The 1,371-nt window shown below is 67.6% G+C and carries 1 protein-coding gene and 1 pseudogene; both read left to right on the top strand.

What is annotated here, in order from left to right:
* A pseudogene (locus ABZZ20_RS36690) lies at positions 1 to 605 on the top strand (2-oxoglutarate ferredoxin oxidoreductase subunit alpha); the annotation flags it as partial.
* 1 nt (position 606) lies between these two features.
* On the top strand, positions 607 to 1,371 hold a 765-nt coding region (locus ABZZ20_RS36685), incomplete at its 3' end, for a 2-oxoacid:ferredoxin oxidoreductase subunit beta (RefSeq protein WP_356877368.1).

The following is a 1,371-nucleotide window of genomic DNA, read 5'->3' as shown; positions in this document are numbered from 1 at the left end:
CGGACGTCGCGGACCTGCCGGACCTGACGGTGCAGTTCGCGGCGGGTCCCAACCACACCCTGGCCGACGGCACTGAGGTGTTCTGGCCCTACAAGCGCGACCCGCAGACCCTGGCCCGTCCCTGGGCCCTCCCGGGCACCCCCGGCCTCGAACACCGCATCGGCGGCATCGAGAAACAGGACGGCACGGGCAACATCTCCTACGACCCGGCCAACCACGACTTCATGGTCCGCACCCGCCAGGCCAAGATCGACGGCATCCAGGTCCCCGACCTCGACATCGACGACCCCGACCGGGCCCGCACCCTCGTCCTGGGCTGGGGCTCCACCTACGGACCCATCACCGCCGCCGTACGCCGGCTACGCACCGCCGGCATCCCCGTGGCGCAGGCCCACCTGCGCCACCTCAACCCCTTCCCGAGCAACCTCGGCGAGGTCCTGGAGCGTTACGACAAGGTCGTGGTGCCCGAGATGAACCTCGGGCAGCTCGCGACCCTGATCCGGGCGAAGTACCTGGTCGACGCCCAGTCCTACACGCAGGTCAACGGCATGCCGTTCAAGGCGGAGCAGCTCGCGAAGGTTCTCAAGGAGGCCATCAATGACTGAGGTGACCGACGCTCCCCACCTGCTCTCGCTGGTGCCCAAGGCCGAGGCCGCGCAGTCCATGAAGGACTTCAAGTCGGACCAGGAGGTCCGCTGGTGCCCCGGCTGCGGTGACTACGCGGTCCTCGCCGCCGTCCAGGGCTTCATGCCCGAACTGGGCCTGGCCAGGGAAAACATCGTCTTCGTCTCCGGCATCGGCTGCTCCTCCCGCTTCCCGTACTACATGAACACCTACGGGATGCACTCCATCCACGGCCGCGCCCCCGCCATCGCCACCGGCCTGGCCACCTCCCGCCGCGACCTGTCCGTCTGGGTCGTCACCGGCGACGGCGACGCCCTCTCCATCGGCGGCAACCACCTCATCCACGCCCTGCGCCGCAACGTCAACCTGAAGATCCTGCTCTTCAACAACCGGATCTACGGCCTCACCAAGGGCCAGTACTCACCCACCTCCGAAATCGGCAAGATCACCAAATCCACCCCGATGGGCTCCCTCGACGCCCCCTTCAACCCGGTCTCCCTGGCCCTGGGCGCCGAAGCCTCCTTCGTCGCCCGCACCATCGACTCCGACCGCAAACACCTCACCGAGGTCCTCCGCGCCGCAGCCGACCACCAGGGCACCGCACTCGTGGAGATCTACCAGAACTGCAACATCTTCAACGACGGCGCCTTCGACGCCCTCAAGGACAAGGACCGCGCCCAAGAAGCCGTCATCCGCCTCGAACACGGACAACCGATCCGCTTCGGCACCGACCTGACCAAGGGCATC

Source organism: Streptomyces sp. NPDC006430, from assembly GCF_040612395.1.
In the GTDB taxonomy this organism is placed as follows: Bacteria; Actinomycetota; Actinomycetes; order Streptomycetales; family Streptomycetaceae; genus Streptomyces.
The sequence above is the reverse complement of the archived record's forward strand: the minus strand, read 5'-3'. Positions and strand labels throughout refer to the sequence as shown.